Source organism: Streptomyces sp. NPDC020742, from assembly GCF_040641675.1.
Taxonomy (GTDB): Bacteria; Actinomycetota; Actinomycetes; order Streptomycetales; family Streptomycetaceae; genus Streptomyces.
Window position 1 is genome coordinate 16,065 of record NZ_JBFAEA010000020.1, and the last position, 26,083, is coordinate 42,147.

Annotated in this window: 20 protein-coding genes; 3 read left to right on the forward strand and 17 right to left on the reverse strand. The window is 71.8% G+C overall.

Annotation, left to right across the window (positions count from 1 at the left end):
• Positions 1 to 25: 25 nt before the first annotated feature.
• The 6 genes from AB0G84_RS27475 to AB0G84_RS27500 all read right to left on the reverse strand — a co-directional run bounded on the left by AB0G84_RS27475 (position 26) and on the right by AB0G84_RS27500 (position 6,882).
• A complete protein-coding gene (locus tag AB0G84_RS27475; RefSeq protein WP_361326194.1) occupies positions 26 to 1,630 on the reverse strand; it encodes a cation acetate symporter in 1,605 nt (534 codons plus the stop codon).
• The gene (locus AB0G84_RS27480) at positions 1,627 to 2,118 is read right to left on the reverse strand and encodes a DUF485 domain-containing protein (RefSeq protein ID WP_361326197.1); all 492 of its coding nucleotides are present in this window, start codon (positions 2,116 to 2,118) and stop codon (positions 1,627 to 1,629) included. The genes AB0G84_RS27475 and AB0G84_RS27480 overlap by 4 nt, the downstream gene beginning before the upstream one ends.
• Before the next feature lie 107 nt (positions 2,119 to 2,225).
• Positions 2,226 to 2,900, reverse strand: a complete 675-nt coding sequence (locus tag AB0G84_RS27485; protein ID WP_361326200.1) for a response regulator transcription factor — start codon at positions 2,898 to 2,900, stop codon at positions 2,226 to 2,228.
• Positions 2,897 to 4,063: a histidine kinase gene (locus tag AB0G84_RS27490; RefSeq protein ID WP_361326203.1), complete on the reverse strand. Its 1,167-nt coding sequence runs from the start codon at positions 4,061 to 4,063 to the stop codon at positions 2,897 to 2,899. Before AB0G84_RS27490 ends, AB0G84_RS27485 begins: the two co-directional genes overlap by 4 nt.
• A gap of 41 nt (positions 4,064 to 4,104) precedes the next feature.
• Positions 4,105 to 4,593, reverse strand: a complete 489-nt coding sequence (locus AB0G84_RS27495; protein ID WP_361326206.1) for a DUF1453 domain-containing protein — start codon at positions 4,591 to 4,593, stop codon at positions 4,105 to 4,107.
• Positions 4,594 to 4,761: 168 nt separating this feature from the next.
• Entirely contained in the window at positions 4,762 to 6,882 is a 2,121-nt protein-coding gene (locus AB0G84_RS27500; RefSeq protein ID WP_361326209.1) for a DNA topoisomerase IV subunit B, read from the reverse strand.
• A 443-nt stretch (positions 6,883 to 7,325) separates the two neighbouring features.
• Between AB0G84_RS27500 and AB0G84_RS27505 the strand changes: the two genes are divergently transcribed.
• Positions 7,326 to 7,556: a hypothetical protein gene (locus AB0G84_RS27505; protein WP_359360885.1), complete on the forward strand. Its 231-nt coding sequence runs from the start codon at positions 7,326 to 7,328 to the stop codon at positions 7,554 to 7,556.
• A gap of 141 nt (positions 7,557 to 7,697) precedes the next feature.
• On the opposite strand, the gene AB0G84_RS27510 is transcribed toward AB0G84_RS27505, so the two are convergent.
• The 6 genes from AB0G84_RS27510 to AB0G84_RS27535 all read right to left on the reverse strand — a co-directional run bounded on the left by AB0G84_RS27510 (position 7,698) and on the right by AB0G84_RS27535 (position 16,800).
• Positions 7,698 to 8,507 (reverse strand): serine protease, encoded by an 810-nt coding sequence (locus AB0G84_RS27510; RefSeq protein WP_361326212.1) that lies wholly within the window; start codon positions 8,505 to 8,507, stop codon positions 7,698 to 7,700.
• 138 nt (positions 8,508 to 8,645) lie between these two features.
• Positions 8,646 to 10,193 (reverse strand): RNA polymerase sigma factor, encoded by a 1,548-nt coding sequence (locus AB0G84_RS27515; RefSeq protein WP_361326215.1) that lies wholly within the window; start codon positions 10,191 to 10,193, stop codon positions 8,646 to 8,648.
• A 400-nt stretch (positions 10,194 to 10,593) separates the two neighbouring features.
• A complete protein-coding gene (locus AB0G84_RS27520; RefSeq protein ID WP_361326218.1) occupies positions 10,594 to 11,595 on the reverse strand; it encodes a FadR/GntR family transcriptional regulator in 1,002 nt (333 codons plus the stop codon).
• Positions 11,596 to 12,435: 840 nt separating this feature from the next.
• Positions 12,436 to 13,200 carry an NUDIX domain-containing protein gene (locus AB0G84_RS27525; RefSeq protein ID WP_361326221.1) on the reverse strand — a complete coding sequence of 255 codons (765 nt, stop codon included), beginning with the start codon at positions 13,198 to 13,200 and terminating at the stop codon, positions 12,436 to 12,438.
• A gap of 49 nt (positions 13,201 to 13,249) precedes the next feature.
• Positions 13,250 to 15,298, reverse strand: a complete 2,049-nt coding sequence (locus AB0G84_RS27530) for a glycogen debranching N-terminal domain-containing protein (protein ID WP_361326406.1) — start codon at positions 15,296 to 15,298, stop codon at positions 13,250 to 13,252.
• Positions 15,299 to 15,474: 176 nt separating this feature from the next.
• Positions 15,475 to 16,800, reverse strand: coding sequence for a DUF4192 domain-containing protein (locus AB0G84_RS27535; RefSeq protein WP_361326224.1), 1,326 nt, complete (start codon positions 16,798 to 16,800; stop codon positions 15,475 to 15,477).
• A 561-nt stretch (positions 16,801 to 17,361) separates the two neighbouring features.
• On the opposite strand from AB0G84_RS27535, the gene AB0G84_RS27540 reads away from it, so the two are divergent.
• Positions 17,362 to 19,527, forward strand: a complete 2,166-nt coding sequence (locus AB0G84_RS27540) for a RecQ family ATP-dependent DNA helicase (RefSeq protein WP_361326227.1) — start codon at positions 17,362 to 17,364, stop codon at positions 19,525 to 19,527.
• Positions 19,528 to 19,771: 244 nt separating this feature from the next.
• Positions 19,772 to 20,509 carry a hypothetical protein gene (locus AB0G84_RS27545; protein WP_361326230.1) on the forward strand — a complete coding sequence of 246 codons (738 nt, stop codon included), beginning with the start codon at positions 19,772 to 19,774 and terminating at the stop codon, positions 20,507 to 20,509.
• 138 nt (positions 20,510 to 20,647) lie between these two features.
• Here the strand turns inward: AB0G84_RS27545 and AB0G84_RS27550 are convergent, their stop codons facing one another.
• The 5 genes from AB0G84_RS27550 to AB0G84_RS27570 form a co-directional block, all read right to left on the reverse strand.
• Positions 20,648 to 21,301, reverse strand: coding sequence for a hypothetical protein (locus AB0G84_RS27550; protein ID WP_361326233.1), 654 nt, complete (start codon positions 21,299 to 21,301; stop codon positions 20,648 to 20,650).
• 66 nt (positions 21,302 to 21,367) lie between these two features.
• Entirely contained in the window at positions 21,368 to 22,069 is a 702-nt protein-coding gene (locus AB0G84_RS27555; protein WP_361326236.1) for a ribonuclease HII, read from the reverse strand.
• Between the two features lie 488 nt (positions 22,070 to 22,557).
• Complete coding sequence (locus tag AB0G84_RS27560; protein WP_361326239.1) at positions 22,558 to 23,469, reverse strand: ADP-ribosylglycohydrolase family protein; 912 nt, start codon at positions 23,467 to 23,469, stop codon at positions 22,558 to 22,560.
• An 11-nt stretch (positions 23,470 to 23,480) separates the two neighbouring features.
• Positions 23,481 to 24,140, reverse strand: coding sequence for a histidine phosphatase family protein (locus AB0G84_RS27565; protein WP_361326242.1), 660 nt, complete (start codon positions 24,138 to 24,140; stop codon positions 23,481 to 23,483).
• Between the two features lie 265 nt (positions 24,141 to 24,405).
• Positions 24,406 to 26,022, reverse strand: coding sequence for an ABC-F family ATP-binding cassette domain-containing protein (locus tag AB0G84_RS27570; protein WP_361326245.1), 1,617 nt, complete (start codon positions 26,020 to 26,022; stop codon positions 24,406 to 24,408).
• Positions 26,023 to 26,083 lie beyond the last annotated feature (61 nt).

Here is a 26,083-nt window from a genome sequence, read left to right on the forward strand (position 1 = left end):
CCCGGCCCGCACCGCGCTCCGTGCGCTACACCGCCCCGGCCCCGGTCAGCGACCGCACCTCCGTCTCCGCGTACCGGGCCGCGTCGGTGCCCACCGGGGAGAGCACCGTTCCCAGCCAGCCCATCAGGAAGCCCAGCGGAATCGACACCACCCCGGGGTTGTCGAGCGGGAAGACGGCGAAGTCCGGGCCGGGGAAGAGGGAGTCCGGGCTGCCGGAGACCACCGGTGAGAGGGCGACCAGGGTGACCGCCGGGATCAGTCCGCCGTAGACGGACCAGACCGCTCCCCTGGTGGTGAAGCGCCGCCAGAACAGGGCATACAGGAGGGCCGGCAGATTGGCCGACGCCGCGACGGCGAACGCCAGGCCCACCAGGAAGGCGACGTTCAGGTCCCGGGCGAGCAGCGCCAGGCCGATGGCGGTCGCACCGACCGCCACGGCGGCGATGCGGGCCACCGCCACCTCGCCACGCTCGGTGCCCCGTTCCCGGCCGCGCGGTCGCCGCAGCGAGGCGTACAGGTCGTGCGCGACGGAGGCCGACGAGGCGAGCGTGATGCCGGCGACCACCGCCAGGATGGTGGCGAACGCGACCGCGGCCACCACGGCGAAGAGCACCGTTCCGCCGGTCGACCCGCTGCCGCCTCCCAGGTCGAGGGCGAGCAGCGGAACGGCGGTGTTGCCGGACGCGCTGGACGCGCGGACGGCACCGCTGCCCAGAACGGCCGCCGCGCCGAAGCCCAGCACGATGGTCATCAGGTAGAAGCCGCCGATCAGCGCGATGGCCCAGACAGTGGACCGGCGGGCGGCGCGCGCCGTGGGGACGGTGTAGAAGCGGGACAGGATGTGCGGCAGTCCGGCCGTCCCCAGGACCAGCGCGAGCCCCAGGCTGATGAAGTCCAGCCGCGCGGTCCAGCCGCCTCCGTATTTGAGGCCGGGTGCGAGGAAGTCCCTCCCGTGGCCGCTGTGTTCGGCGGCGGTGGTCAGCAGCGCATTGGGGTCACCGTGGAAGCGGAGGACCACCAGGACGGTCAGCGCGACGGCACCGCCCAGGAGGAGCACGGCCTTCACGATCTGGATCCAGGTGGTGGCTCGCATACCGCCGAAGGCGACGTAGACCACCATCAGGGCGCCGACCCCGATCACCATCCAGGTACGGGCCTGCGCTCCCCCACCGCCCAGCAGCAACGCCACCAGGCTGCCGGCACCGACCATCTGAGCCACCAGATAGAGCACGGACACGGTGACCGACGCGGTGCCGACCGCGATCCGGACCGGACGTTCCCGCATCCGGGCGGCCAGCACGTCGGCGAGGGTGAACCGCCCGCAGTTGCGGACCAGTTCGGCGACCAGGAGGAGCACCACGAGCCAGGCGACCAGGAAACCGACCACGTACAGCAGGCCGTCGTACCCGAAGAGGGCGATCAGCCCGGCGATGCCGAGGAAGGACGCGGCGGACATGTAGTCACCCGCGATGGCGAAACCATTCTCCATGGGCGAGAAGAGCCGGCCGCCGGCGTAGAACTCCTCGGCGGAACCCTGCCGGCGGCGGCTCACCCAGGTGGTGATCGCGAGGGTGACCGCGATGAAGGCGCTGAACAGGACGAGCGCCAGGGTCTGGTGGTCGCCGGTCACCGGGCGTTCCCTCCGGTCAGTTCCTGGGTCTCCCAGCGGATGTCGAGCGCGGCACGGTCCCGGCGCAGCCGCGCATGGCGGGCGTACGCCCAGGTGAGCAGGAAGGTCGTGACGAACTGCCCGAGCCCGGCCAGCAGCGCCACGTTGAGCGCGCCGGCGACGGGCCGGGCCATCAGGCCCGGCGCGGCGACCGAAGCGATCACATACGCGAGGTACCAGGCCAGAAAGGCCACCGTGGCGGGCACGACGAACCGCCGGTAGCGCCGGCGCACCTCCTGGAAGGCCCCGCTGCGCTGCACCGCCAGATAGACCTCGTCGTACGCCGCGGGCCGCGCAGCGGGCGGGGCCTCCGGGGCACTGACCGGCCCGCCCACCGGGTCCGCCGTGCCGTCGTGCTCGCCCCACCCGGAGGCGAGCGTGTCGTACCAGGGGTCGTCGAGCCCTACGGCCCCTGGCTCACCGGCCGAGCGGCCGTCCTGCTTGTCCACCGAACTCTCCTTGGTGCACGGGGTGGTTGTCCGTGCGGCCCAAGGGTGGACAGAAAGGAAGATCCCGGATGGTTCATTCCGGACCCTTCACCCCATCAGGTGATGAGTTATCCGGGTGGCTGTGCGAGACCATGACGATAGGCGTAACGGACGGCCTGGGCGCGGTCCCGCAGCCCCGCTTTGCCGAAGAGGTTGTTGATGTGGGTCTTCACGGTCGCGGTGGAGACGTGCAGGGTGCGCGCGATCTCCGGGTTCGACTGCCCCTCGGCCACCAGCCGCAGCACCTCCACCTCCCGGGCGGTCAGCCCGTCCGGCGGCTCCTCGCGCGGCTGCGGTGCGGTCCGTACGGGCTCGGTGACCCGCTCCAGGAGCCGGCGCTGGATCTTCGGCGAGAGACCGGCCTCCCCGGAGAGCACCCCGGTGAGGGCGCGGGCGATCTCGTCGCCGTCGGCGTCCTTGGTCAGGTAGCCGCGTGCGCCGGCCTGCAACGCCGGGAAGAGCGAGTCGTCATCGGCGTAGGTGGTGAGCACCACGACCTGGGTGCCGGGGTGTGCGGCGCGGATCCGCCGGGTGGCCTCCACGCCGTCGCAGCGCGGCATCCGCAGGTCCATCAGGACGACGTCGGGGGCGTGTTCGGCGACCATCCGGACCGCCTCCTCGCCGTCCGCGGCCGATCCGACCACCTCGACCTCCGGCAGCAGCCCCAGCAGCATCACGATTCCCTCGCGCACCACCGTCTGATCATCGGCGACCACGACCCGCGCCACCGCACGCGCCGTCATGCGGGCACCCGCAACCGCACCACGAAACCCTCCTCATCGGGGCCGGACTCCAGGGTTCCGCCGAGGAGTTCGGCCCGCTCCCGCATCCCGAGCAGACCGTACCCGGAGCCGCTCCCGGCCAGTTCACCGGGCGCGGCGCGGCCACCGGAGTCGCACACCTCCAGCCCCACGTCGTCGGCCGCGTACTCCAGCCGCACCCGCACCCGGGCCCCCGGCGCGTGCTTGCGTACGTTGGTCAGCGCCTCCTGGACCACTCTGCGGAGCGCGAGCCCGGCCTCGGTCGGCAGGGCGCGCGCCTCGCCCGTGACATCCAGCTGAACGCCCTCAGTGGCGGCCAGACGGCGCAGGAAGTCCTCGACCGGGGCCATCTCCCCCCGCAGCGCCGAAAGGGCCTCACGGGTGCCGTCCAGCCCTTCACGGGCCATGCCCCGGCAGGCCACCACCCGCTCCAGGAGCCGTGCGCGGTCCTCCTCCAGGTCGGTGCTGCGCTGGATCATCATCCGCACCGCCTCCAGGTGGACCAGCTGGGCGCTGAGGCTGTGGGCGAGGACGTCGTGGATCTCCCGTGCGATCCGGCTCCGTTCGGCCAGCGCCGCCGATTCCGCCTCGGCCGCGCGCGCCGCCCGCTCCTGGGCCAGCAGCCGCCGGGTGTTGCCACGGGACTCCGCGTCCAGCCGTACGACGTAGCCCGCCAGCGCCAGCCCTCCGGCGGTCGTGACGGTCGTCAGCAGGTTGTCGCTGCGCACCAGGGCGAAGGTGCCCAGGGCGGCGGCGGAGCACGGGATGCCGGCCGCCAGCGGCAGCCGCTCCAGGGCGGTCAGACCGCAGGCGCACCACAGGACCGTGGCCGGCAGGTGCGCCCCGCCGGACTCGAAGCCGAAGGCCCCCGCCTCCAGAGCGGCGAACAGCGCGACCGACGGCCACAGCCGGTGTGCCAGCGTCGTCCGGAAGAAGGCCCGGAACGCCATCAGCGTCGCGGCCGTCCCCGCCAGCGCCGCCACCAGGGCCCAGCCCCGGAAGCCCGGGCCCACCAGGGTCGACCACATCAGCGCCACGACCGCCACCGCTCGGACGCAGCGGCCGATCCACCGGCGTGCCCCGCTGTCGTCCGCGCGGGACAGTGCCTCCGGCAGCGGCCAGCTCGTCCAGACGTTCAGCGGCACATACGGTCCTTCGTCGGTGCGGAGCGGGTCGGGTGCGGGCCTCACCCCGCGACAGGGACACGGTACGGCTGCTGGATCCCCCGGGACCGCCAGACCGTGACGCCGGAGCGGGCCAGCAGCATGGCGGCGACGCCGAGCATCAGGGCCGCGCCCCCCAGGTGGACGCCCAGACCCCCGGCGAAGACCGCGAGCCCTCCGCGCACCGCCATGCCGCCGAGCCAGACGCCGGCCGCGGCCCAGCTGCCCTTGGTCCACACCGCACCGTCCGCGCCGGTCCAGATGCGCATCGTCCACGCCCAACCGGCGCCGCAAGCCAGCCCCGTCAGGAGCTCCGCGCTGAGCAGTGCGGCCGAGACCGCCGGGTGCTCGGCGTCCAGGAGGCCCGGCTGCCGCAGCGCCAGGAAGACCAGCACGGCGGGGAGCAGCCACCACCTACGGCCGTCGGCGGCGACCCGCTGCGCCTTGAACTGTCGGGCGAACACCCAGATGACGACCGCAGCGATCACCACGATGTTGAGCAGGCCGGACATGGCCTCAGCCTCCGAGGAAGGGAATGGTGGAAGGTTCTTCGACCCTCCCGACGCTACGGAGGAGCGCCCCCGGCCGGATCGGCGCCAGGGTGGGTCCCGGGTGGAAAAGGCGGCGGGCGCCCGTCCACCCAGGGGTGGAGGGGCGCCCGCCGGGGAGCAGCGGCGTGCTCAGGTGTCGATACGCGAACGGTCCAGGGTGGAAGCGGAGTTGGTGATGAACTCCTTACGGGGCGCGACCTCGTTGCCCATGAGGAGGTCGAAGGCCTGCTCCGCCGCCTCGAGGTCGCTGATGTTGATCCGGCGCAGGGTGCGGTGCCGCGGGTCCATGGTCGTCTCGGCCAGCTGGTCGGCGTCCATCTCGCCCAGGCCCTTGTAGCGCTGGATGCTGTCCTTGTAGCGGATCTTCTTGGCCTGGAGTTCGAGCAGCGTCTGGCGCAGCTCGTTGTCCGAGTAGGTGTAGATGTACTTCTCCTGGCCCTTCTTGGGGTTGATCAGCTCGATGCGGTGCAGCGGCGGCACCGCCGAGAAGACCCGGCCCTGCTCGACCATCGGGCGCATATAGCGCTGGAAGAGGGTGAGCAGCAGGATGCGGATGTGGGCGCCGTCGACATCCGCGTCCGCCAGGAAGATGACCTTGCCGTAGCGGGCGGCGTCGATGTCGAAGGTACGACCGGATCCGGCCCCTATGACCTGGATGATGGCACCGCACTCGGCGTTCTTGAGCATGTCCGAGACCGACGCCTTCTGGACGTTCAGGATCTTCCCGCGAATCGGCAGCAGTGCCTGGAACTCCGAACTCCGCGCCAGCTTCGCGGTGCCCAGCGCCGAGTCCCCCTCGACGATGAAGAGTTCGCTGCGGTCGACGTCGTCGCTGCGACAGTCCGCGAGCTTGGCCGGCAGCGAGGAGGACTCCAGCGCGGTCTTCCGCCGCTGGGCCTCCTTGTGCTGGCGGGCGGCGATGCGCGTACGGGCTGCGGCGACGACCTTCTCCAGGACGGCGCGGGCCTGCTGCTTGGCGTCCCGCTTGGTGGAGGTCAGGAACGCCTTGAGCTCCCGGCTCACCACCTGGGCGACGATCCGCGAGGCCGCGGAGGTGCCCAGCACCTCCTTGGTCTGGCCCTCGAACTGCGGCTCCGCGAGCCGTACGGTCACCACGGCCGTGAGGCCCTCCATGGCGTCGTCCTTGACGACGTCGTCCTCGGCGACGCGCAGCAGCTTGCTGGAGCGCAGGACCTCGTTGACGGTCTTGGCGACCGAGCGCTCGAAGCCGGAGACGTGGGTGCCGCCCTTGGGCGTGGCGATGATGTTGACGAACGAGCGGATCGTGGAGTCGTAGCCGGTGCCCCAGCGCAGCGCGATGTCGACGCCCAGCTCCCGGGTGACCTCGGTCGGCGTCATATGGCCGCGCTCGTCGAGCACCGGCACGGTCTCCTTGAAGGTGCCCTGGCCGGTGAGCCGCAGCACATCGCAGACGGCCTTGTCCTGCGCGAGGTACTCGCAGAACTCGCTGATGCCGCCGTCGTAGCGGAAGACCTCCTCGGTCTTGCCCGCGCCGTCGATGCCTCGCTCGTCCCGGACGACCAGGGTCAGGCCCGGCACGAGGAAGGCGGTCTGGCGGGCCCGGGCGTACAGCGTCTCCAGGGAGAGCTTGGCGTCCTTGAGGAAGATCTGCCGGTCGGCCCAGTAACGCACCCGGGTGCCGGTCTTCGTCTTGGGGATCCGCTTGCCCTTGACCAGGCCGTTGCCCGGGTCGAACGGGGCGTCGGGGCCGGACTCGGTGAAGATGCCGGGGACGCCGCGGCGGAAGCTGATCGAGTGCGTCTTGCTGCTGCGGTCGACCTCGACGTCGAGCCGTGCGGAAAGGGCGTTGACGACCGATGCGCCGACGCCGTGCAGACCGCCGGAGGCCGCGTACGAGCCACCGCCGAACTTTCCGCCAGCGTGCAGCTTGGTCATCACGACCTCGACGCCGCTGAGGCCGGTCTTCGGCTCGACATCGACGGGAATGCCACGGCCGTTGTCGCGGACCTCCACCGACCCGTCGTCGTGGAGGATCACCTCGATATGGTCGCAGTAGCCGCCCAGCGCCTCATCGACGGAGTTGTCGATGATCTCCCAGAGGCAGTGCATCAGGCCACGGCTGTCCGTGGAGCCGATGTACATGCCAGGGCGCTTGCGAACGGCTTCGAGACCCTCGAGGACGAGCAGATGCCGCGCGGTGTAGTTGGATCCGTCCCGGTCTGCCCCGGTCAGCACGGCGGTGGACGGCACGGACATCTCGGCGGTCACGCGGTTCGCTCCTCGCTGAATTTCTGGCAGTCCGCATTCCGCGGACTCGGTTGTGGCGGTGTCGCCGGTCAGAGCGTACCGAGGCCTGGTAGAGCCGATGTGACGCCACCCGTGTGCATGCTCATGGTAGTAGAATTTCGCTCGTGCGTTCGATCGCTCGTTGGGGTGACGTCCGAGTGACGTGCACATCACGTTCCCTTCGAGGCATGAACCATTTAGGCTCCGGGCACGTCCTCATCAACAACCGGCAAGCCAGCCGGGAGGACCGACCCAGCACCCAACGTGAATCAGACCACCAGCAATACGGCTCATTCGCCGCCACCCGGCAGCACCCGGCCCCCTCGGAAAAGTTTTTTCGAGGAAAAGGCACGAGCGGGAACGTTTTCGGCCTGGTTGGATGTTGACCCTGGTACGACAGCTCGTCGAGCTAGAGAAGAGGCGACGTGACTACTGTTCTGACACCCGCGAGCCCGCTGACGGCCGCTGACCGCTGCGACCGCTGCGGCGCCCAGGCATACCTGCGCGTCGTCCTGATGTCCGGCGGAGAACTGCTCTTTTGCGCCCACCACGGTCGCAAGTTCGAGCCGGAACTCAAGAAGATCGCCGCGGAAATACAGGACGAGACGGAGCGGCTGACCGCTTCTCCGGCGTCCACATCCGACGAGGAACGCTGACACTTCGCATCCACGACGAGCGAGCAGCGGCCCAGCGCCGTGCGACGGGCGGTCCCCCGGCACCACCGGGGAGGCCGCCCGCACTCGTGCGACCACCCGGCGCCCTCGGGCGCTTCTTTCGGATCTTCGTGGGCTCGCGGATCAGCCGGCCCCTTGGGCCGCCACCGCGGGAAGCAGCGCCGAGGCCCGCGTATAGACCCCCGGACGGCCGGCCTGACCGCACCCGGTCCCCCATGACACCAGCCCCACGAGGCGCCCGCGAACGACCAGCGGTCCCCCACTGTCGCCCTGGCAGGCGTCCCGTCCACCGTGCCGCGCCCCCGCGCACAGCATCGAACCGGAGCGGTACGTCCCGTCCGCACTGCCCGGATAGGCCCGGGCGCAGACGGTGTCGCGCAGCACGCTGACCCGCGCTGAGCGCAGCCGTGTCGCATATCTGCCCGCGCCGGTGGTGTCCCCCCAGCCGTAGACGGTGGCCCGGTTGCCGGGCCGGTAGGCAGCGTCCTGCCGGCCCGCTATCGGGATGGGCCGGTTCGCAACGGGCCTTTCCAGCGTGAGGACGGCCATGTCGCCCTCGTTCGTCAAGCCGTTGTAGCCCGGGTTCACCCACACCTTCGCGGGTTTCAGCTCTTGACCTCCGCCGCCGGTGAGGTTGTCCCGCCCGACCACGATGCGTAGGTCCCGCACCTGCTGCCAGGGGACGCCCAGCACCTCCTTGCTCAGACAGTGCGCGGCGGTCACCACCGTGGAGTGCCCGACGAGCACACCGCCGCAGAACTGTCCGGAACGCTGCGCCCCGAAACGGTCATGGGAGGCCAGCGCCACCGCCCACGGGCTCTGGGACAGTAGGGCGGGCTTTCCGCCGATCACGGAGCCGTCCGCGGCCGCCGAGGCCGGCAGGGCGAGGACCAGCGCGAGCGCGCCGGAAGCGGCGCGTGCGGACGGGCGCATACGGACTCCTGACTCTGGGACAGCGTGCGCCCACCCAGAGTGAGTCAACCGGCCCCGCCACGCACTCGGACGCGCAAGCGAGCCCGGCCCCTCCACACGGGAGGGACCGGGCTCATGGCGTGTTTCAGGCCGGTTGGACTAGTCGAGGTAGTCGCGCAGCACCTGGGAGCGGGACGGGTGACGCAGCTTGGACATCGTCTTCGACTCGATCTGACGGATCCGCTCACGCGTGACGCCGTAGACCTTGCCGATCTCGTCCAGCGTCTTGGGCTGGCCGTCGGTGAGGCCGAAGCGCATGGACACCACACCGGCCTCGCGCTCGGAGAGCGTGTCCAAAACCGAGTGCAGCTGCTCCTGCAGGAGCGTGAAGCTGACCGCGTCGGCCGGGACGACGGCCTCGGAGTCCTCGATGAGGTCACCGAACTCGCTGTCGCCGTCCTCGCCCAGCGGGGTGTGCAGAGAGATCGGCTCGCGGCCGTACTTCTGGACCTCGATGACCTTCTCGGGGGTCATGTCGAGTTCCTTGGCCAGCTCCTCCGGGGTGGGCTCGCGGCCCAGGTCCTGGAGCATCTGGCGCTGGACACGGGCCAGCTTGTTGATGACCTCGACCATGTGGACGGGGATACGGATGGTGCGGGCCTGGTCGGCCATGGCGCGGGTGATGGCCTGACGGATCCACCACGTCGCGTAGGTCGAGAACTTGTAGCCCTTGGTGTAGTCGAACTTCTCGACCGCACGGATCAGACCGAGGTTGCCCTCCTGGATCAGGTCCAGGAAGAGCATGCCGCGGCCGGTGTAGCGCTTGGCCAGGGACACGACCAGACGGAGGTTGGCCTCCAGCAGGTGGTTCTTGGCCCGGCGGCCGTCCTCGGCGATGATCTCCAGCTCGCGCTTGAGCTTCGGCGCCAGCTTGTCGGAGTTCGCCAGCTTGTCCTCGGCGAACAGACCCGCCTCGATGCGCTTGGCGAGCTCGACCTCCTGCTCCGCGTTGAGGAGCGGGACCTTGCCGATCTGCTTGAGGTAGTCCTTGACCGGGTCGGCGGTGGCACCGGCCGCGGCGACCTGCTGCGCGGGGGCGTCGTCCTCGTCGTCGTCGGACAGGACGAAGCCGGCGTTCTCCGCGCCCTCGGTGGGCTCGGCGTCCTTGCCCGGCACCGGGGTCTCCTCGACCACCTCGTCGTCGAGCAGCTCGTCGACGTCCTTCTTGGACGCGGTCTTCTTTGCGGTGGCCTTCTTGGCCGTGGTCTTCTTCGCGACCGCCTTCTTGGCGGTCGCCTTCTTCGCCGCCGCCTTCTTCGCAGGCGCGGACTCGGACTCACCGACCGACGGGTCCGCCATGGGGGCGGTGGCCGCGGCGGCGGTGGTCTTCTTGACCGTGGCGGTCTTGGCCGCGACGGTCTTGGTGGCGGTGCGCTTCGCCGGACTCTTCGCTGCGACGCTCTTGCGGGTGCGCTTGGGCGCCTCTGCGGCACTGACCATCAGCGTCACACCCTCCTCGTCGAGGATCTGGTTGAGGCTGCGCAGAACGTTCTTCCACTGGGTTGGAGGAATCTGGTCAGCCTCGAAGGCCCGACGCACGTCATCGCCGGCGATCTGCCCATCTGCCTTTCCCCGCTCGATGAGCGCCATCACAGACTCGGACTCGGCGATCTCCGGCGGGAGCGTACGGGATGTGCTGGCCGACACGAACAACCTCTCGGAACGATGGAAACGGCTTCCGACCCCGTCCACTGTGGATCGGAGCCGACGACCGCCGGTGGGGATGGACCGACGGCGCAGGGGCAACCGGGGAGTTGAACAGCGTCACGAACGCCGCTCGTATTCCCTCCTCGGCTATCACCTCTTAAGTCATCGCGCTTCCCTGAAGAGCGTTACGCCCAATCTGCGTGGCCCGAGTCACACCCCATAACGACCCATTCCCAGTCATATGACATGCAACCCTCCCTAGGTCTGTCGCCGGATCCGGTCGATGCCCGGATCCGGCGATCTCGTGCGCCTTCGCCGCGTACGGCGTGCCCCGCCCGAGGGGTACGCGGGGCACGGGGCCGCGCGGCGCCTACGGTCCGTACGCGGTCGAGTACGGGCCTCAGTGCTCGCGGGGCGCGGGGACGACGTGGTCCGCGGGCGTCCCGGAGCCCTGGCCGGCGCCCTCACTGTGGGCGGCGAGGAGCTGACGCATCGCGTTCTCGGCGGCCGAGGCATCGCCGGCCCCGATGGCGTCGACGACCCTCATGTGCTGCCCCACCGAGGTGTCGACCGGCCGCTCACAGCCGCCGGCGGAGCCGCCGGAGACGTGCAGGGCGGCGGAGACGATGCCGGAGAGGTGCTCCAGCATGCGGTTGCCGGCGAGCTGCAGCAGCAGCGAGTGGAACTCGGCGTCCGCGCGGGAGAAGGTCATGGCGTCACCCTGGGCCGCGGAGTGGCCCATGATCTCCACCATGTCGGCGAGGCGCTGCTGGACGTCCTCGCGGCCATGACAGGCCGCGAGCCGGGCGGCCAGCGGCTCGATGGTCCAGCGCAGCTCGCACAGCTCACGGCGCTGGTCGTCGCGCTGCGGCCCGTAGGCCCGCCACTCGATGATGTCGGGGTCGAGGAGGTTCCAGTCGCTGACCGGACGCACTCGGGTGCCCACGTTGGGGCGCGCGCTGACGAGGCCCTTTGCCTCCAGGACGCGCAGCGACTCGCGGACGACGGTGCGGGAGACCTCGAACCGCTGACCGATCTCCTCGGGGACGAGCGGGCGGTCGGCACCCAGATCGCCGGAGACGATCATCTGGCCGAGCTGCTGGACGAGTTGGCCGTGCAGTCCTCGGCCACGACTGCCGGCCGCGCGTCGGCCTACCCGGCCGATATCTGCCTCGGAGCCGTCCCAGACCTGCGAAACGCGCTCAGAACGGTCCGGACCCGCTGCGTTGTTTGCGTTCGCAGCGTTGGCGGCGTTGGCGTAGGGGTAGCGGTCAAGCTCGCCCGGGCCTGCGAGGCCGGTGTCGCCGGGGCGAGCCGCGGTCATCATGGTGTGCGCAAGGGTACTCACGCATCCTTTGTCGGCGACACCCTGAACACCCTTGAGGTCTTTGGTGAAAAGCACACGAAAGGGTGATCGCCCCCCATCTCTGAATTGACGCTTTATCGGAAAGAAATGGGCCCCCTGCGGCGGGTTGTGAGCAAGGGCCACCACAACACCACGTCAAAACAGGCGCATTACCCGGTCAGAAGGCGAAGCCCTTCGGCGCCATGGCCATATCACCGCAGGCCAGGGCGTGTTCGCCCCAACGCTGGGGCGCAACCGGAGATTTGCTTCGCGAGCCGTCGCACGACCGGAATGCACCGGTCGATTTCGGAGGGCCACTTGACGGCCTTCCGAAGATCGGCGAGCCGGGCAGACCGAATGCGGGAATCACGGGATGCGCTTATCAACCTTGGCGCGGCAAAACGGAGTACGACGCCATCGCTATCGCCTCATCATGCACAGCCGTTGCAGGCAAAAGCAGTTGGGGAGATGCGCGTGGGGGTGGCGCGCCGCGCGTGCCGGCGGCGCCGGGGCAGCCGGCACGGCGCCGGGGCGGTCGACACGGCCGGGACTGCCGCTATGGTCGGCGCCGCGGGTCGGGGCGGCGTCCGAGTGCGGGAGCGGCGGGCTGAGCGACAGCGAACGGCACCCCACCGCGAGCCACGGGCCACTAAGGGCGGCCTCTTCACGGCCCGCCTAGCCCGCATCTCCCCTGAAACGCCTCTCAGCAGCGATCCGCCCCGCGAGAGGACGAGGCGGTCAGGCGGCTATCGGGCACGCTGGGAGGCTCACCCCGCCAAGCTACCGCAATATGTCCTATTTTCTCGTAATGCTTCAATCATGATGGCGCGTCGTGTCTCGGCGAGTGCGAACGACGTTTCCAGGGCCCCGCCGGTCAGAGCGACCGGCAAGCTCGGCTCAGACCTCCGGGCGCAGCATCGGCGGGTTGAGCAGCGTCGCCCCGCCCGCCCTGAACAGTTGTGCCGGACGGCCGCCCTGGCGGGTAGTGGTGCCGCCGGTCGGGACCAGGAATCCCGGAGTGCCGGTCACCTTGCGATGGAAGTTACGGGGGTCCAGGGCCACGCCCCAGACGGCTTCGTAGACCCGGCGCAGCTCACCCACGGTGAACTCGGGCGGGCAGAAGGCCGTGGCCAGCGAGGAGTATTCGATCTTCGACCGGGCACGCTCGACGCCATCGCCGAGGATCTGGGCGTGGTCGAAGGCGAGCGGCGCCCCCAGCTCGCCCTCGCGGGCGTGGGTGTCGTCCTGCCCCAGCAGGGTCTCCACCGTCGCCCAGCGCGCGCTGCGGGCGTCACCACCGGGCGTCGGTGCGGGCAGGTCGGGCGCCAGTACCAGGTGCGCGACGCTGACGACCCGCATCCGGGGGTCGCGCTGGGGATCGCCGTACGTGGCGAGCTGTTCGAGGTGCGCGCCGTACGTGGGCGAGGCGTCCGCCGGGGACTGGGCATGCAGCCCGGTCTCTTCGGACAGTTCCCGGGCAGCCGCGGCCTCCAGGTCTTCGTCGGCCCGGACGAAGCCACCGGGCAGGGCCCAACGGCCCTGGTACGGCGGCTCACCGCGGCGCACAGCCAGCGCACACAGCGCGTGGCGGCGCACGGTGAGCACCACCAGATCGACGGTGACAGCGAAGGGCGGGAAGGCCGACGGGTCGTAGGGAGGCATGGCGTGATCATAGTCGTCCGCCTGACGATAAACAGGCCCATCGAGCACCTCACGACCCCAGTTGCAGGCCATCCGCCGCCGCCTCCACCATCCCCATGCCGAGCCGGCTGATCCGCAGGGCGAAGGGCTGCTCCGCGACGCTCAGACCGGTCAACTGAAGGGCGCCGAGCGGGGCGGTGCCCAGCGGCCGGAGGGCGACCGACCTGGCGGGGACATCGGGGCGCAGACCGGCGAGCGCGATGAGCAGGTGTATCGCGCCGGCCGCTGCCAGGGCCGCCGGCCGGCAGGCCGCCGGGTGCGGAACCGGAACAGCGTCGGCGGTGCGCTGCTCCCCCGCGTACATCTCGGGCAGGCGGTACCCGAAGCTCTCGGCGGCATCGAGGACGCCTTTGATCAGGGCGCCGGCCGCCCGCTCGTGGCCGGCCGCGGCGAGCCCGGCTGCGGCGATCGCCGTCTCATGGACCCGCACCGCGCCACCGCGGTGGCCGAACGGGTTGTAGCCGGACTCCTTGGCGCCCAGGCTGCGCAGCCCCCATCCGGAGTCCATTGCCGGGCCGCCCAGCAGACTGGCCAGCCGCCCCGTCCGGGTGGCATCGAGCAGCCCGGGGGCGAGGGTGCCGCCACCGAGCAGGCCGGTGTCGAGCAGGTGGGCTGCGGCGGAGCCGAGGTGGGGGACCGGCCTGCCGTCGGCGGTGAGCAGGGCGGCGGGCCGGCCGCCGGCCCGGTCCTCGACCCAGAAGTCCGCACGGAACCGTGTGCCCAGTTCCTCGGCCCACTCCCGCAGGGCGACCGCATCGGACGAGCCGTACGCCGCCAGGAGATCGGCACCCAGGAGGGCGGCACGGTGGGCATGCGCCTGGGTCTCACAGCGGTAGGGCCCCTCGGGTACGGGATCGGGGACATAGCCGCGGCGGCTGCCCCGCCGTCCTAGGTCGGCGGCACTCCGCAGCCACCGCAGACAGCGCTCGGCGGTGGGCAGCAGACGCTCGGTCTCCTGCTCGGGCAGGCCCCAGCGGCGTGCCTCCGCAAGGACCGTGGGGAACAGCAGGGTCGCCTCGATGCCCGTGCAACTGGGCGGGGAGTGCGGTCCGGCGTCGCGGAGGGCACCGGGGATCCGTCCGAAGTCGGCGCCCGGTGCGGTGTGTTGACTGCGGGCGAGGACACGCAGCGTGCCCGCGGCGAGCCGGGTGCCGAGCGGCAGCAGCATCCGGGAGGCCCACAGCGCCTCGGCCGGGGCGAAGCCGCAGCGCCAGGGGAATCCCCCGGCGACCCACACGTCCGCTGGTGCGGCTGGGTCACGCACCGCCAGGCCTTGGAGATCGCCGAGACTCGCCACCATCAGGGCATCGGCACGGTGGTCCTCGCAATCCAGCCGGGCCGCCGCCCAGGGGTGCGGCGACCGGTCACCGCGGGCTGGTGCCCCGAACACTCCGCTGCGCGGGCCGGGGACACCAGCGGCCGCGGAGCGCCGACGCCCCGTGGACGGGTCGCTGCCCGGGCCACCGGAGGCGTGCTCCAGCACAACACGCAGGTCGATCGTGCGAGCGCCGCCGGGCGGCAACTCCAGTTCCCAGCGCAGCAGTCCGGCCGACGCCAGGGCGTCCTGCGGCGTGGGCGTCGCGGAGACCACCGCGTGCATACCGGGCCCGGACCAGCGGAGCCCCGCCCCGTGGACGGCTGGCGGCAGGTCGGACCCGGGGAAGCCCACGGCGACAGCCCCGAGCTCCGCGAGGTCCGTCGCCAGCCTGATCTCCACCGGCAGCCGGACGGGCCGTGCGGCGCTGCTGCGGAAGGTGATCCGTTCGGTGCCGTCGGCGTTCCGCAGCCGCTCCAAGTGGACTTCCGGATCGGGGCCGCGTTCACCGGCTCTGCGGACCGTACCGATGAACCGGGCACGGTCTGCACCGGTCAACCGTCCCTGGACGACGAGTGGTTCGTCACCCGCCACCCACAGTTCACAGCGGGACAGCACCCGCCGTCCGTCACGGTAGAAGCCGTGCAGGCCCCGACCGGTCAGCTGTCCCGAAGCGGGGGACACCGCGAGGGCCGGCAGCGCCACACAGACCAGCGAGGAGTGGAAGGGCTGCGGCTGCAGCACCTGAGGCGGTGCGGTGCGCCGCTCTTCGGCCGGTCCGCGGACCGGCCGGGTGGTGGGGACAATGCCTGGCACGCTCTGCGCTCCCTGGTGAGGTCGGGGCCTCGTACGGCTTACTCCACACGGGTGAACGGCCCGGCCGGCGCCCAGGTCACGCCGGCCGTACGAGGTTGGCGCGATCACCGCCGGCTCCGGTCCTCACCCCGGCCGGCCCTCCGGCTGCCCCACCCGTCGGTCGTCCGCCCGCCGGGCCCCGTGCCTCCGCGTCGCCCAGGGGGACGGCCCACGGGTCCCGGGCGGGACGTACCCCGTCGCTTCGTGGCGGGCGAGGCCTCCGTGCCGGCGGATGAGGGGGCAGTGGCGGGTGGGGGCACGGCTGCGGTCAGCGCCTCCCGCTGCTGCTCCCTCAGGCAGCGGCGCAGCGGTTCCGGGTCGAGCCCCTCGTTGATGGCGCGGTGCAGCAGTTTGGCGAAGACATAGTCGGGATCGATGCTCAGGGCACAGCTGAGGGCGACCCGCGCGGACGGTCCGTCGTCGGTGGACCAGCTCACCCAGCCGGCGAGGGTGAGGGGTGCCACCGCGTGTTCGGAGTAGCTTCCAGCACAGCGCCGGGCGAGGGCGCGCCAGAGCCGGAGCGCCGGCGCGGCGACGGAGCCGTCCATCCACTCGGCCGCCCGGTCGCGGGTGGTCCGGTCCTGGAGGCCCAGGATGAGATCGGCTGCCTCCGCGTCGGTGATCAGCGCGTCGTCGCAGGCGTCCCGGGCCCGGTTGCTGCCCGAGGGGATGTCGTTCCGGAACCGGTGGATCATGGCGCCGGCTCGTTCCAGGGTGCGCCGGCGGACGGCTGTGACGCCGTCCTTGTGGAGCATCCGCGGCACCAGCGCTGCGGCGGCCTTGTCCAGGGCCTTCTCCTGCTCGGCGGCGCGCGGCCCGGTGCGGGGCTTCAGCCGCGCCTCCATCTCCTTGAGCGAGCCGCGGACCTGCATCCCGGCGTAGGCGGCAGCCGCCGCCATCACGGAGGTACCAGGCATGACCATCGGCGTACCGTCGGCGGGACAACACCGGAAGTCGGGGCAGCAGTACGACCAGAATCGCCCCTTGGAAAGGCACAGCGCCTCGAGGACGGGGACGTCGAGTGCGCCACAGGCGGTGCGGAGCCGTTGGGCGAGGGGGCGGAGCCGGTCCCTGACGTCCCTGCCGCTCTCGCCCTTGCCGGGCTCCTGGCAGAGGTAGACGATGATCGCCATAGGCCGCTCGGATCCCTCGGGTCCTGCCGAGATCAGGCACTCGGCGAGCTGGTCGGCGACGTCCGGCCACTGTTCCTTGTCGGTGGGGATGCCCAGCCGCAACCGGCCGCCGAAGCGCCCGCGCTCGCCGTGCAGCGCCACCAGAACTACCGAATCATCTGGATAGAAGCCCATGAGGTACGGCAGGGCGTCGGCGAGCTCCGCCGGGCCGCGCAGGGTGACCTGGGCTTCGGTAGTCGGACCGGTGGCAGCTTCCACGGCGGAGACAGAGTGGCCGGGGGCCGGGGATTCAGTGCGGGCCTCCGCGGGGCCGGAGGCGGAGGGCCGGCTGGTCGTCGGATCGTCGGTGCGATGAGCAGGGCTGATGAGGTCGGAGGGACTGGTGGGGCCGGTAGGGCTGGCCGAGTCGACGTTCCTGACGGCTTGGGTGGGATCGGTCGCCTTGGTGCGGTCGGTGGCTTGGGTGGGGTCGCTGGCTTTGGCAGGGTCGACGGGAGCGCCCGGGGCAGTCGAGGACGCTGAGGAGGCCGAAGTGGTGGGCGGACCTGAGGGCCCAGCGACGTCCGCGGGGGTGGTGGAGGGTGTCGGGCTCGCTGGGTGCGGAGGCGGGGACGCCTGGCGGGGCGAGGGGATCCTCGGCGGCTCGGAGGGGTTGGTCTCGGCGTTGGGCTTGCGCGGTTCGCTGTGCGGATTCATGGCTCGAAGATCCCGCGATCGACCGCCGCGCCGCGACCCCTGTGGATAACTTCCGGTGCCGGGTTATCCACAGCTTCGGGCGGGGGTTCGCGCGGTGTCAGTGGCATCGGGTTGCATGGAGGCATGAGCAACGAAGATCTGCGTGCCGCAGCCGACGCCGTCCTGTCCCGCCTCGTCGGGGACCCCGGCGGCACGGCCCGTCTGCGCGAGGACCAGTGGCGGGCGATCGAGGCGCTGGTCGCCGACCGTCGCCGGGCGCTGGTCGTGCAGCGCACGGGCTGGGGCAAGTCCGCGGTGTACTTCGTCGCAACGGCACTGCTACGGGAGCGCGGCAACGGGCCAACCGTGATCGTCTCTCCACTCCTGGCGCTGATGCGCAATCAGGTCGAGGCGGCGGCGCGGGCCGGGATCCGCGCGCGCACGATCAACTCCGCCAACACCGAGGAGTGGGACACCGTCCAGGCCGAAGTGGCGGCCGGCGAGGTGGATGTCCTGCTGGTGAGCCCCGAGCGGCTCAACAACCCCGACTTCCGCGATCAGGTGCTGCCCAAGCTGGCGGCGGCGACCGGTCTGCTGGTGGTCGACGAGGCGCACTGTATCTCCGACTGGGGCCACGACTTCCGCCCCGACTACCGGAGGCTGCGCACCATGCTCGCCGACCTCCCGTCCGGCGTACCCGTGCTCGCCACGACGGCCACCGCCAATGCCCGGGTGACCGCCGATGTGGCCGAGCAACTGGGGACGGGTGAGGGGACGGCCGAGGCACTGGTGCTGCGCGGTCCGCTCGACCGGGAGAGCCTGAGCCTGGGGGTGCTGGCGCTGCCGGACGCCGCGCACCGGCTCGCCTGGCTCGCCGACCATCTGCACGAACTGCCGGGCTCGGGGATCATCTACACGCTCACCGTCGCTGCCGCCGAGGAGGTCACCGCCTTCCTGCGCCACCGTGGCCACACGGTGGCCTCGTACACCGGTAGGACGGAGAACGCAGACCGCCAGCAGGCCGAGGAGGATCTGCTCGCCAACCGGGTCAAGGCGCTGGTGGCGACCTCCGCGCTGGGCATGGGCTTCGACAAGCCCGACCTGGGGTTCGTGGTGCACCTGGGTTCACCGTCGTCCCCCATCGCCTACTACCAGCAGGTGGGCCGGGCCGGCCGCGGCGTGGAGCACGCCGAGGTGCTGCTGCTGCCCGGCCGGGAGGACGAGGCGATCTGGAAGTACTTCGCCTCGCTGGCGTTCCCACCGGAGGCACAGGTGCGGGAGACCCTGGACGTGCTGGCCGCCGCCGGGCGCCCAGTGTCTCTGCCTGCCCTGGAGCCGCAGGTCGAACTGCGCCGTTCACGCCTGGAGATCATGCTCAAGGTGCTCGATGTGGACGGCGCCGTGCAGCGTGTCAAGGGCGGCTGGCTCGCCACCGGGCAGCCCTGGGCGTACGACACCGAGCGCTATGCCTGGGTGGCCCGCCAGCGTGAGGCGGAGCAGCAGGCGATGCGGGAGTACGCCACTACGACCGGCTGCCGAATGGAGTTTCTGCGCCGGCAGTTGGACGACGAGGCGGCGGTGGCATGCGGCCGGTGCGACAATTGCGCCGGCGCGAGGTTCGGTACGGAGGTGTCGGCGGCCTCGCTCGACGCGGCGCGCGGTGAACTGGGGCGCCCGGGAGTGGAGGTGGAGCCGCGGCGGATGTGGCCCACGGGACTGCCGGCAGTCGGTGTCGACCTCAAGGGCCGCATCCCGGCGAACGAACTGGCCGCGACGGGGCGGGCCCTGGGGCGGCTGTCCGACATCGGGTGGGGCAATCGTCTGCGGCCGATGCTGGCGCCGCAGGCGCCGGACGGCCCGGTTCCGGACGATGTGGCCTCCGCGGTGGTCACGGTGCTCGCCGACTGGGCCAAGGGGCCCGGGGGTTGGGCATCGGGCGCGCCGGGTGCCCCTGCCCGGCCGACGGGCGTGGTCTGTCTCTCCTCGCTCAGCCGGCCGCAGCTGATCCGGTCGCTCGCGGAGCAGATCGCCGCGGTCGGCCGGATGCCGTTCCTGGGCACCGTGACATCGGCGGACGACGGCACCGGAGGCCGGATTCCGCGCAGCAACAGCGCCCAGCGGCTGCGGGCCCTGCACGGGTCGCTCGGCGTACCGCCGGAGCTGGCTCAGGCCCTGACGTCCACGGGTGGCCCGGTGTTGCTGGTGGACGACTACGCCGATACCGGCTGGACGCTGGCGGTGGCGGCCCGGCTGCTCCGCAGGGCCGGGGCGGAGGAGGTGTTTCCGCTGGTCCTCGCGGTACAGGGGTAACGGCGGCGGGCGTCCACGGCCAGCGCGACGCATGGAGATACCGGTACGACGCGGGGGATATTTGCGGTGTACCGCGCCATTACGGACAGGCGCGGGAATTGCTCGTTGCCCGCATGCCCGTACGACCGCAAGAATTGGAGGTGCTTCCCCGTACCGGCCGTCCGTGGTCAGACAGGGCCCTGTCCTGGTGCAACGGCGCACCCGGTCGTGCCCGATGCGCTGACGTGTGGACGAAGGGAGGACCGTGACCTTCGGATTCGCGCCGCCCCCGCACATGTCCCCGCCCACGTCCACCGATCCCGCTGCCCGCCTGGGCCGGATGCTGGAGCCCGCCGAATGGGCCTCCGCCGGTATCCCGTTGCTGCGTAGCCCCCGTGAGGTCGTCGCCGGCCTGTACGAGCGGCATCGCCCGGGACCGTCGACGGTCATCGTGGCGGTCCTCGATGCTCAGGAGAGGGTGACCGCCAGCGCGTCGTTCACCGAGCCCTCGGCCGCTCCGGACGGTTGGGAGTACCGCAACGCCCTGCTGACCCATCTGCGCCGGGTCATCCCGCACGACCTGCGGCTGCGCGCCCCGGTCCGCACGGCAGTGCTGCTCTACTGCCGTGCGGGCGAGCCCCGTTGGACGGAAACGGACGGCGCGTGGATGTGGGGGCTGCGCGATGCCTGCACCCTCCACGGACTCCGCTGCGGTGCGTACATCACGCTGACGCCCGACCGGTGGCAGGTGCTCGGAGAGGGCCGCGGCGGGCGCCGCCCCGGCCCGTCCGCCAGCGATGAGCAGGGCGCCGGACGACGCGGTGCCGGCACCGATCGGCCGGCCGCACGCCGCACGACGGCAGCGCTCCCGGAGCCCCTGCGTACGGCGGCGGCCCACCCCGATTCCCCGTGTCCAGCCGGGGCCGTGACGACGGGCCGGGCGACGCCGCGCAGCGCCGGCGGCGGGGCCCCGGAGGCTCACCGCCACACAGCGGCACGCTGACCCGACCGGACGGCGGCACGCCGCAGGGGCGGGCACGGGCGGACCGGGCGCGTGCCGCGCGTCAGCCGCCGAGGCCGCCCGGAACGCAAGCGAGCCCGACGGCCTCGGGGGCCGACGGGCTGCTGCGAGCCGGAGCGGTCAGGCGTTCGCGCCGAGAACGCTGTTGATCCGCTGCGGGTCGCCGCAGACGATCAGCAGCGTTCCGGCGCGGGCCATCGCGGAGGGCAGCGCCAGCGCGGCGCTCTCGTCCGTGCCGCCGTTGACGGCAACGATCACGACCGGCCGGCCGGTGGCGCGCTCCGCGGTGGCGTCCGCGTAGAACACGTCCTCCGCGGCGTCGTGTTGGGCCCAGTAGGACGCCTCGCCGAAGGACAGCTCGTGCGCGGCCCACGGGTGGCGCTCACCGGTGGTCAGCACCAGGATCTCGCCCGGGGCGCGCCCGGAGTCCAGCAGCAGGTCCACGGCTTCGTCGGCGGCGTCGATGGCGCCGGCGACGGGGGCCGGGATCAGCTGGAGCTGCGCTCCAGTGGTGCCGGCCTTGCCGGCCGGGGGCTGCGACGAGCCGGTGCGCTGCGCCGGCGGAGCGGCGACCGGGCCACGCGGCGGGGCAGCAGGTCCGGGCTTGCCCGGACGGGCACTGGACGCGGGGGCTCCACGCGGAGGCGCGGGGCGGGGACCGGGACCGGGACCAGGAACGGGACGGGGGGTCGGCGCGGTACGGCCTGCGGCCGAAGATGCGCGGGGACCCGGGACACTCTCGTGAATCTGAGGCTCCTCGGGGATGAGAGGCATAAGACGATGTCTATCAAACATAGGTGCGGGACATGTCATCGGGTACCGAATTGATGCCCGCACCGCTCAGAAGTCGAAGCCGAGTTGGCCACCGGCTTCCAGAGCGGCTGCTTCGGGGGTGACGCGCACCTTCTTCAGATGCCGCCACCGGGGCAGGGCGTCCAGGTAGGACCACGACAGTCGGTGGTGCGGCGTGGGACCGTACTCCTCCAGGGCGATGCGATGGGTCGGCGAGGGATAGCCGGCGTTGGCCGCAAAGTCGAACTCGGCGTGTTCCAGGCCCAGTTCGACCATCATCGCATCACGGTGCACCTTGGCGATCACGGAGGCCGCAGCAACCGCGATACAGGACTGGTCGCCCTTGATGACCGTCCGGACGCGCCAGGGCGCGCCCAGGTAGTCGTGCTTGCCGTCGAGAATGACCGCGTCCGGCCGGACCGGCAGCGCCTCCAGGGCGCGGACGGCCGCGAGCCGCAGCGCCGCGGTCATACCCAGCTCGTCGATCTCCTCCGGAGAGGAGTGCCCAAGGGCGTACGACGTCACCCAGGCGCCGAGCACCTCGCACAGTTCGGTGCGGCGCTTGGGAGTTAGCAGCTTGGAATCGGTGAGTCCGTCGGGCGGCCGGCGCAGGCCGGTGACGGCGGCGCAGACGCTGACGGGACCGGCCCAGGCACCGCGCCCGACCTCGTCGATCCCTGCAACGATCTTGGCACCGGTCGTGGCGCGCAATGATCGCTCGACGGAATGTGTGGGGGGCTCGTACGGCATGGCGCCAGCCAGGTTACGCCTATTCGGCCCGGCCGTCCGCATCGGATCCGCACCTGGTGACGAACGACAGCGGCGGCAGTCCGGGCAGAGCCGTCCAAAACCGCTACCGACGGGTATCCGGAAGGGTGCGCGGGCCGGGCAGGGCCCGCGCCGATCGACAGGGCCGGTGCGCCCCACGTAGCGACTGAGAGACCCTAACCGGCCCTGCGGCACCGCGCGTTGAGGACATCAGCGCCCAGGCCGGACCGGCGGCGGGCGATCATCCTGTGACGGGGCGGGCGGGCCCCGTGATGCTGAGGTTTTTTTGGATCTCCGTGGATCAGGGAGCGGGGTCCGGTGCGTGCGGCTACACGGCGGAGCAGGACAGCGAAGCAGCGCTGCGTGCGACGACGACAGCGCCGCAGATGCGCGCGCCGGACCCCCGCGGCCCCGCGAAGATCCGAAAGAACGGCCCTGGCGGCGCGGGCGCGGAAGCGGCGCGGTAGCGGTCAGTCGGCCAGGACGGGCGTCCAGGACGGCAGGCGTTCGGTGCCGTCCAGCCAGGTCCCGGGCGGGGCACCGGCGGAGCCGGAGGCGGCAACGACGCCGCCGACGATCGCGCAGGTGGTGTCGACGTCACCGCCGGCCTGCACGGTGGTCCAGAACGCCCGCTCGTAGTTCCCGAGGTGCCGGGCCGCGGCCCACAGGGCGAAGGGCACGGTGTCATGGGCGCTGGTACGCCGTCCGCAGCCCAGGACGGCGGCGACGGTGCCGGGGTCGGCGTAGTCGAGCATGTCGCGGGCGCGGCGCAGCCCGGCCTGGACGGCGCTGCGCGGGATCAGTTCCAGCACACCGTCGAGCAGCTGCTCGGGGCCGGTCTCCCGGGCTGGGTCGGCCACCAGGGCGGCCGCCGCGGCCACGGCCATGGCCCCGACGACGGCCTCACGGTGCTGGTGGGTGGGGTAGGAGGAGATCTCCGCCTGGTGGGTGGCCTGCTCGGGGTCGTCGGCGTACCAGGCGCCGAGCGGGGCGATGCGCATGGCGGCTCCGTTGCCCCAGGAGCCCTGGCCGTTGAAGAGCCCGGACGCCAGCTCCCGCCAGTCGCCGCCCTCACGGATCAGCCGGAGCAGGCGGTTGACGGCGGGGCCGTAACCGCGGTCGAAGTCGTGGTGCTCGGCGAAGGAGCGGGCGAGGGCGTCCTGGTCGATCCGGCCGTGGGCGGTGAGGACGGCCAGCACGGAACAGGCCATCTCGGTGTCATCGGTCCACTGCCACGGTCCGGCCGGCAGCGCGCGGCGTCTGAGCAGGGGGTAATTGGCGGGGACGAAGAACTGGGATCCGAGGGCGTCGCCCACGGAGAGGCCGCGCAGGCTGGCCAGGGCCCGCGCACTGCGGTCTGCGTCACGATGGTCAGGGCTCATCGCTGTGCACTTTAACCGGTGACGCCATAAGACCGGGGTTCACACCAGTGCGCGAAGGGCCGGTCGAGGGTGTACCGGCCGTCCGGGCCGAGCAGCAGGGTGCGCCACTCCGCGTTGCCCGGGTTGGACAGCGACTCGAACTCGGCGACCGTCCAGTGGAACCAGCGCATACAGAACAGCCGCATGGTGAGACCGTGCGTGACGATCAGGACGTTCGGTGGGTGGTGCGGATCCTCGAAGCTGCGCCACAGGCTCTCCAGGAAGGCTCCGACCCGGTCGTAGACGTCCGCGCCGGACTCGCCCTGCGCGAAGCGGTAGAAGAAGTGGCCGTAGGCGTCGCGGTAGGCCTTCTGCAGACGGACGTCGTCGCGGTCCTGCCAGTTCCCCCAGTCCTGCTCACGCAGCCGGGGTTCCTCACGGACGCGGACCCGGTCGGGGTCGAGGGCGAGCGCCTCGAAGGTCTGGTGGGTGCGGCGGTAGGGCGAGACGTAAGCGGAGATCCACTCATCACCGAACATCTCGCGCAGTACGGCGCCGGCCTCCTCGGCCTGCCGCCAGCCGGTCTTCGTCAGCGCGAGCGCATGGTCCGGCTCCCGCTCGTACACGGTGTCGTCGATGTTGCCCTCCGATTCGCCGTGCCGGAGGAGGACGATGCGCCGGGGCCGTACCATGCCGCCAGCCTAAGGGCTGTCCCGTCACCCCTGGCAGGACAGCCCTTAGGGCGTGAACGGGGGGCCGGTCGCGGCGTCCGGTCGCGGTGTCCGGTCGCGGTGTCCGTACCGGGCCGAGGGCACCGCCCCGGTACGGCGGATCACCAGCAGGGCCGCGGAGTGCCCCGCACAGCGGCCCAGGCAGCTGCCGGGGCAGCGGCTCGCCCGCCCCGGTCGCACACTGATGCGGCCCCGGGGCGCGGGAGGGCACGGTACGAGGGACGGGTCAGGAAGCGACGAGGACCGGACGGCCTTCGCCTATCTCGTACGGGCGGCCATCGAAGCGGCGGCGCAGCAGACGGTCGTGGGAGACCACGACCAGCGCGCCGGGCCAGGCCGCCAGCGCCGCTTCGAGCTCCTCGACCAGGCCGGGCGCCAGGTGGTTGGCCGGCTCGTCGAGCAGCAGCAGGTCGGCGGGGCGGGCCAGCAGCCGGGCCAGGGCGAGCCGGCGCCGCTGACCGACGGAGAGCGAGCCGACCGGCACCTGGAGGTCGCCCTCGCGGAAGAGACCGAAGGAGAGCAGCAGCTCGGACAGCTCCTCGGGGTCGCCTGCCAGCCCCCGGCGGAAGGCGGCCGAGAGCGGTTCGGCGGGGCGGGAGACCGGGACCTCCTGTGCGAGGTAGCCGATCCTGCCCCGGTGCCGCACCGTGCCGCTGTCCGGCGCGGTGACGCCGGCCAGGACCCGAAGCAGTGTGCTCTTGCCGGCACCGTTGGCACCGTGGACGAGGAGCCGGTCGCCGGCGGCGACGGTGAGCGAGTCGACGCTGAGCCGGTCCCCGACGCGCACCCCGTCGAGGTGGACGAGGGTGCCCTCGATGTCGCCGGCATGCGGCGCCGCCCGGAAGCGGAGCGGCTCGGGCGGCGCGGGGACCGGCTTCTCGCGGAGCCTGCGCAGCCGTTCCTGGGCGTTGCGCACCCTGCTGGAGACGGATGCCTGGGCCCGTCCCCGGTGCCGGTCGTGGGCCATCTTGTTGCCATCCTTGATGGCCCGGCCCGGCGCCACGCTACGTGCCGCGCCGGCCGCGAAGTCACTGAGCTGCGTGACCTGTTCGCACCACTGGGCGTACTCCTGCTCCCAGCGGCGGCGGGCCGCTGCCTTGGCGGCGACGAAGGTGCCGTAGCCCTCGCCATAGCGGACGACGCCGCGGCGGTCGGCGTCGACCTCGACGATCGCGGTGGCGGTCCGCTGGAGGAAGAGCCGGTCGTGCGAGACGGCGACCACCGTCCCGCGGTGGGCGAGCAGGGACTCCTCCAGCCAGTCGAGGGCCGTCGCGTCGAGGTGGTTGGTGGGCTCGTCGAGGAGCATGACCTCTGGGGACGCGGAGATCAGACAGGCCAGCCCGAGCCGGGCCTGCTGGCCGCCGGAGAGGCTGCCGAGCGTGCGGTCGTGCCCGAGCCGTTCGAGGTCCAGGGCGTGCAGCGCCTGCTCGACGCGGGCATCGGCCTCGTAGCCGCCGCGCAGCTCGAAGAGGGTGAGCAGGTCGCCGTACTCCGCCAGCTCGCCGGGCGTCTCCCCGAGCTCGCGCTCCAGCGCCCGCAGCCGGCGCTCCAGCCCCCGAAGGTCCGCCAGGGCGGTGTCGATCGCGTCCTGGACGGTGCACTCGGGCGGCAGGCCGAGGGTCTGGCCCAGATGACCAATGCCGCCTTCGGCGCGGACCACCACCTGACCGTCGTCAGGCCGCTCGGCACCCACGATGAGACGCAGCAGGGTCGACTTGCCGGCACCGTTCTCCCCGACGATGCCGATGCGTTCGCCGGGGCGGACGGACAGCGAGACGCCGTCGAGCAGCAGCCGATCTCCGTAGGACTTGGTGATGCCGTGCAGTGAGATCTGAGTGGGCAAGCGGACCTCCCCTCGCAAACGCAACCAGCGTTGCGTTACGCTGATGATGACACGACGCGAC

Excerpts from the sequence above, each read along its gene's own strand:
- AB0G84_RS27485 (WP_361326200.1), bottom strand. The coding sequence starts at position 2,900 with ATGACGGCGCGTGCGGTGGCGCGGGTCGTGGTCGCCGATGATCAGACG.
- AB0G84_RS27495 (WP_361326206.1), bottom strand. The coding sequence starts at position 4,593 with ATGTCCGGCCTGCTCAACATCGTGGTGATCGCTGCGGTCGTCATCTGG.
- AB0G84_RS27510 (WP_361326212.1), bottom strand. The coding sequence starts at position 8,507 with ATGCGCCCGTCCGCACGCGCCGCTTCCGGCGCGCTCGCGCTGGTCCTC.
- AB0G84_RS27525 (WP_361326221.1), bottom strand. The coding sequence starts at position 13,200 with ATGCCTCCCTACGACCCGTCGGCCTTCCCGCCCTTCGCTGTCACCGTC.
- AB0G84_RS27540 (WP_361326227.1), top strand. The coding sequence starts at position 17,362 with ATGAGCAACGAAGATCTGCGTGCCGCAGCCGACGCCGTCCTGTCCCGC.
- AB0G84_RS27550 (WP_361326233.1), bottom strand. The coding sequence starts at position 21,301 with ATGCCTCTCATCCCCGAGGAGCCTCAGATTCACGAGAGTGTCCCGGGT.
- AB0G84_RS27555 (WP_361326236.1), bottom strand. The coding sequence starts at position 22,069 with ATGCCGTACGAGCCCCCCACACATTCCGTCGAGCGATCATTGCGCGCC.
- AB0G84_RS27560 (WP_361326239.1), bottom strand. The coding sequence starts at position 23,469 with ATGAGCCCTGACCATCGTGACGCAGACCGCAGTGCGCGGGCCCTGGCC.
- AB0G84_RS27565 (WP_361326242.1), bottom strand. The coding sequence starts at position 24,140 with ATGGTACGGCCCCGGCGCATCGTCCTCCTCCGGCACGGCGAATCGGAG.